Source organism: Micromonospora sp. NPDC002411 (assembly GCF_053592955.1).
Map to the genome: position 1 here is coordinate 1 of NZ_JBSFBM010000449.1, position 4,555 is coordinate 4,555.

Annotated in this window: 7 protein-coding genes; 4 read left to right on the forward strand and 3 right to left on the reverse strand. The window is 70.7% G+C overall.

Translation table 11 applies throughout. From position 1 onward, the window contains the following. A partial coding sequence (locus ACWCO3_RS31885; RefSeq protein ID WP_450013599.1) for a ribonucleotide-diphosphate reductase subunit beta occupies positions 1 to 470 on the forward strand: 470 nt, incomplete at its 5' end. Here the strand turns inward: ACWCO3_RS31885 and ACWCO3_RS31890 are convergent. Continuing rightward, complete coding sequence (locus ACWCO3_RS31890) at positions 467 to 1,381, reverse strand: MerR family transcriptional regulator (RefSeq protein WP_358053773.1); 915 nt, start codon at positions 1,379 to 1,381, stop codon at positions 467 to 469. The genes ACWCO3_RS31885 and ACWCO3_RS31890 overlap by 4 nt on opposite strands. Before the next feature lie 119 nt (positions 1,382 to 1,500). On the opposite strand from ACWCO3_RS31890, the gene eno reads away from it, so the two are divergent. Both eno and ACWCO3_RS31900 read left to right on the forward strand, forming a co-directional pair. Next, the gene (gene eno, locus ACWCO3_RS31895) at positions 1,501 to 2,772 is read left to right on the forward strand and encodes a phosphopyruvate hydratase (protein ID WP_450013601.1); all 1,272 of its coding nucleotides are present in this window, start codon (positions 1,501 to 1,503) and stop codon (positions 2,770 to 2,772) included. After that, positions 2,772 to 3,269 carry a GNAT family N-acetyltransferase gene (locus ACWCO3_RS31900; protein ID WP_145782860.1) on the forward strand — a complete coding sequence of 166 codons (498 nt, stop codon included), beginning with the start codon at positions 2,772 to 2,774 and terminating at the stop codon, positions 3,267 to 3,269. The genes eno and ACWCO3_RS31900 overlap by 1 nt, the downstream gene beginning before the upstream one ends. Positions 3,270 to 3,283: 14 nt before the next feature. Here ACWCO3_RS31900 and ACWCO3_RS31905 read toward each other — a convergent pair whose 3' ends face one another. Continuing rightward, positions 3,284 to 3,637, reverse strand: a complete 354-nt coding sequence (locus tag ACWCO3_RS31905) for a TraR/DksA family transcriptional regulator (protein ID WP_145782858.1) — start codon at positions 3,635 to 3,637, stop codon at positions 3,284 to 3,286. A 115-nt stretch (positions 3,638 to 3,752) separates the two neighbouring features. Here ACWCO3_RS31905 and ACWCO3_RS31910 point away from each other — a divergent pair, with 115 nt between their 5' ends. Continuing rightward, on the forward strand, positions 3,753 to 4,343 hold the full coding sequence (locus ACWCO3_RS31910) for a TetR/AcrR family transcriptional regulator (RefSeq protein ID WP_450013604.1): 591 nt from the start codon (positions 3,753 to 3,755) through the stop codon (positions 4,341 to 4,343). 139 nt (positions 4,344 to 4,482) lie between these two features. Here the strand turns inward: ACWCO3_RS31910 and ACWCO3_RS31915 are convergent. Continuing rightward, positions 4,483 to 4,555 (reverse strand): cytochrome ubiquinol oxidase subunit I (locus ACWCO3_RS31915; protein WP_450013606.1); only part of this gene is annotated, 73 nt, incomplete at its 5' end.

Below are 4,555 nucleotides of genomic sequence, written 5' to 3' on the forward strand. Positions count from 1 at the left end.
GCGGCCACCGGCCGCATGGCGACCATCGACACCTGTGGGCCAGGAGTGCCCTGCGCCTTCGGCGGCCCGGCACCAACTGGGTGTTCCGCGACGAGAGCATGCACATGGCGTTCGCGTTCGACGTGGTGGACACCGTCCGCGCCGAGGAGCCGGACCTGTTCGACGACGACCTCGCCGAGCAGGTGCGGCAGATGCTCACCGAGGCCGTCGAGTGCGAGGTGCAGTTCGCCGAGGACCTGCTGGGCCACGGCGTTCCCGGCCTGACGTTGGCCGACATGCGGGAGTACCTCCAGCACGTCGCCGACCGTCGGCTCGCCCAGCTCGGCATCGCCCCGCACTATGGGTCGGGCAACCCGTTCGCCTTCATGGAGTTGCAGGACGTGCAGGAGCTGTCCAACTTCTTCGAGCGCCGGGTGTCGGCGTACCAGGTCGGGGTGACCGGCACCGTCGCCTTCGACGACGACTTCTAGGCGGCAACCGATCCGGGGGCCCGGCGTCGCTTGGTGAGCCACCGCATCACGTGCAGGGGGTGCGACGCCGGGTCCGGGATCGGGTGGAAGACGTGTTCCACCACGCCGTCGGCGATGATCAGGGTCAGCCGCTCGTAGAGCGTCATGTCACCGGCGGTGCGGGTCGGCAGGCGCAGCGCGTCGGCCAGGGTCAGTCTCGGGTCGGGGATCAGCGGGTAGGGCAGCCGCAACCGGTACGCCAGTTCCCGCTGGTACCCGGTCGACTGCGCGGACAGGCCGTACACCCGGGCGGCGCCGGCCGCGCGGAGTTCCGCGTGGTGGTCACGGAACCAGGCTGCCTGCTCGGTGCTGCCCCGGGCGCCGTGGACCTCCAGCAGTCCGTTGGGCAGGTCGACGCCCGGCCGCCCGGTCAGTGGGTACACGAAGATGACGGTGCGCCCGACGCCGAGCGCGCCGAGGTCGACCGGGCGGCCGTCGGTGCCGTAGAAGGACAGCGACGGCAGGCTGGTGCCGACCAGCGCGGCGGGGTCGCCCCCGACCTCGCCGCCACCGGGTACGACCTGGGTCGCTGCCGCGTCCAGGCGCGCGTCCAGGGCGTCCCGCTGGGCGGTCAGCCTGCCGATCCGCTCCTGGAGGGTGGTGATGGTGCTGCGGTACGTCGCCACCGCCGCCGCACATACGTCGGTGTCGTCGGCGCCACCGGCAATCGACTCGACGAACGGGCGGGTTTCCTCGACGGTGAGGCCGAGCGCCATCAGCTCGCGGATCTGCGCGACCAGCCGCACCGCGATCGCGTCGTACTCGCGGTAGCCGTTGCCGAGCCGCCGGGGCACGACCAGCCCCGCCGACTCGTAGTACCGCAGTGCCCGGACCGTCGTCCCGGTCCGTCGTGCCAGCTCACCCACCCGCATCCCGCGACCCTAAACCCGCACCCTGGGGTACGGGTCAACGTGTCCATCGTCGCGGTGCCAGGACCGCCGTTTCCTGCCAGTCTGGGCGACGAAAAGGCAGTGTGACCAGGGAGTGTGTGATGACGGCAGTCAATCGGGTGCGTGCTCGGCAGATCCTCGACAGCAGGGGCAACCCGACCGTCGAGGCCGACGTGGAACTCAGCGACGGCTCAGTCGGCCGGGCGGCCGTACCCTCGGGCGCGTCGACCGGGGCGAACGAGGCGGTCGAGCTGCGCGACGGCGACCCCGCCCGCTTCCACGGCAAGGGCGTCACGACGGCGGTCGCCGCCGTCAACGGCGAGATCGCCGACGCGGTGACCGGGCTCGACGCCGAGGACCAGGCGCTGATCGACGCGACGATGATCGACCTCGACGGCTCGAAGGACAAGAGTCGACTGGGCGCCAACGCGATCCTCGCGGTGTCCCTGGCGACGGCGAAGGCAGCGGCGTCGGCCCACCGGCAGCCGCTCTACCGCTACGTCGGCGGCGTCGGCGCCCGCCTGCTGCCGGTGCCGATGATGAACATCATCAACGGCGGCGCGCACGCCGACAACCCGCTGGACTTCCAGGAGTTCATGATCGCCCCGGTCGGGGCACGGACCTTCGCCGAGGCGGTCCGGGTCGGCTCGGAGGTCTTCCACACCCTGAAGGCGTCTCTGGCCGCGGCCGGTCACCACACCAACGTCGGCGACGAGGGCGGGTTCGCGCCGGCCTTCACGACCGCCGACGAGGCGCTGGGTTTCGTGCTGCGCGCCATCGAGGAATCCGGCTACGAGCCCGGCACCGACATCACGATCTGCCTCGACCCGGCCAGTTCGGAGTTCTACCGTGGCGGCGTCTACGACTACGTCGGCGAGGGTCGTCAGCGCTCCGTGGAGGAGCACATCGACCACCTGGTGGACCTGGCCGCCCGCTACCCGATCAGCTCGATCGAGGACCCGATGGCGGAGGACGACATCGCCGGCTGGCAGCGGCTGACGGCACTGGCGGGGGAGCGGGTGCAGTTGGTCGGCGACGACGTCTTCTGCACCGACGTCGACCGGTTGCGCGACGGGATCGAGGGCGGTTACGCCAACGCGATCCTGGTCAAGGTCAACCAGATCGGCACGCTCACCGAGACCCTCGCGACGGTGGACGCCGCCCACAAGGCGGGGTACCGGGTGGTGATGTCCCACCGCTCCGGCGAGACTGAGGACACCACCATCGCCGACCTGGCCGTGGGCGTAGGCTGCGGCCAGATCAAGACTGGCTCGCTGTCGCGTTCGGACCGCACTGCCAAGTACAACCAGCTCATCCGCATCGAGGAGGAGCTCGGCGACCGCGCCGTCTACGCCGGGAGGGGAACCCGCTGATGGTCGACGTCACTGTCCGGCCGATGACCGACGCCGACGCCGGACGGGTCCTGACGATCTACCAGGCCGGACTGGACGCCGGCAACGCCAGCTTCGAGGTCACCGCGCCGACCTGGGCGGCGTTCGACGCCGCGCGCCTGACCGCGCACCGGTTCGTGGCCGTCGACCCCCTCGGCGCGGTCCTCGGCTGGGTCGCGGTCTCGCCGACCTCGACCCGGGAGGTGTACGCCGGCGTGGTCGAACACTCCGTCTACGTGGACCCGGCCGCCCAGGGCCGTGGCGCCGGCCGACTGCTGCTGGACGCGCTGGTCAGCTCCACCGAGGCGGCCGGCATCTGGACGATCCAGTCCGGAGTCTTCCCGGAGAACACCGCCAGCCTGGCACTGCACCAGCGGACCGGGTTCCGGGTGGTCGGCGTACGCGAGCGGGTTGGTCGTCACCACGGACGCTGGCGTGACGTGGTCCTGCTGGAGCGGCGCAGCCCCACCATCGCCTGACAGGCCCAGGGCCGTCAGCGTCGGCTCGCGCAGGCCACGCAGGTGCGTGCCGACGGGCGGGCGACAAGTCGCTCGGCGGGAATCGGACGCAGACACCGTTCGCACACGCCGTAGCTGCCGTCGTCGACCCGTCGCAGCGCGACGTCCAGCTCCGCGAGGCGGCGGCGGGCGGCGTCCAGGACGGCGGTGAGCTGTGCGCGTTCGAAGGCGATCGTGGCGCCCTCCGGGTCGTGCTCGTCGTCGGCGTTTGACGCCCGGGACGCTTCGAAGAGGCTGCGCAGGTCACCGTCGAGGGCGGTGACCTGCGCCTCGGTCTGCTGGCGCAGCCGCAGCAGTTCCTCGCGGATCGCGTCGGAGTTCCTGTCCATGGCCGTTCCACGGTACTGCCGAATGAGCGTGGTCACAGTATTTGCATTCCGAGACGACCGGTCATATCGTCGGCGGTGCCAGCAAGCCGGAACCGCCATCGGAAGGAGCCCCGACATGCCACGACCGAAGTCGTCAGCCTCCGCCGGGACGCGGCAACGGTTGTCCGACGCCGCGTTGGACCTGTTCCACCTGCGCGGCTACAACGGCACGAGCGTCCAGGACATCGTCGCCGCCGCCGGAGCGCCCAAGGGCACCTTCTACAACCACTTCGCCAGCAAGGAGGACCTCGCCCTCGACTCGGTGGCGAGATACTCCGCGGCGATGGGGTTGGAGATGCTCGACAAGAAGCAGGGCGGCACGCCGCGCGAGCGGATCGTCAACCACCTCCGCTACATCACCGGCCTCGGCGACACCATGGGAGACCGGGGCTGCCTGCTCGGCAACTTCGCCAGCGAGATCCCCGCGCACAGTGACGCCCTACGCGCCGCCGTCGACGCCGGCTTCGGCCGGTGGGTCGCCGCTCTCAGCGTGGCGATCGAACAGGCACGCGCCGCCGATGAGCTGCACGGCGACGAACCGGCCCGCGACCTCGCCGGCTTCGTGGTCTCCGGCTACGAGGGGGCGGCAGCGCGGGCGAAGGCTTCCGGCAACCCGGATGCCCTGCGGGAGTTCTTCACGATCACCACGACGCGGATCCTCACCTGATCCCAGTCGATCACCAGCCGTGACGAGGGGCGTTGTCCCTGAGTCTCAGTTTTTACCAGTTGTAAGACGACCGGTCGTACGCCTTCGGCCGGTAGGCCCATCACCCTCACTGAGGAGTCGGACATGAGCACCTACCTGATCACCCGTACGCCACCCAGGGCTGGCGGCCCACCTCCCGGGCGATCCAGCCGAGGATCACCGCGACGAACGGC

Bases quoted from the DNA above. Each gene is read 5' to 3' on its own strand.
- ACWCO3_RS31900 (WP_145782860.1), top strand. From the start codon at position 2,772: ATGGTCGACGTCACTGTCCGGCCGATGACCGACGCCGACGCCGGACGG.
- ACWCO3_RS31910 (WP_450013604.1), top strand. From the start codon at position 3,753: ATGCCACGACCGAAGTCGTCAGCCTCCGCCGGGACGCGGCAACGGTTG.
- eno (WP_450013601.1), top strand. From the start codon at position 1,501: ATGACGGCAGTCAATCGGGTGCGTGCTCGGCAGATCCTCGACAGCAGG.
- ACWCO3_RS31905 (WP_145782858.1), bottom strand. From the start codon at position 3,637: ATGGACAGGAACTCCGACGCGATCCGCGAGGAACTGCTGCGGCTGCGC.
- ACWCO3_RS31890 (WP_358053773.1), bottom strand. From the start codon at position 1,381: ATGCGGGTGGGTGAGCTGGCACGACGGACCGGGACGACGGTCCGGGCA.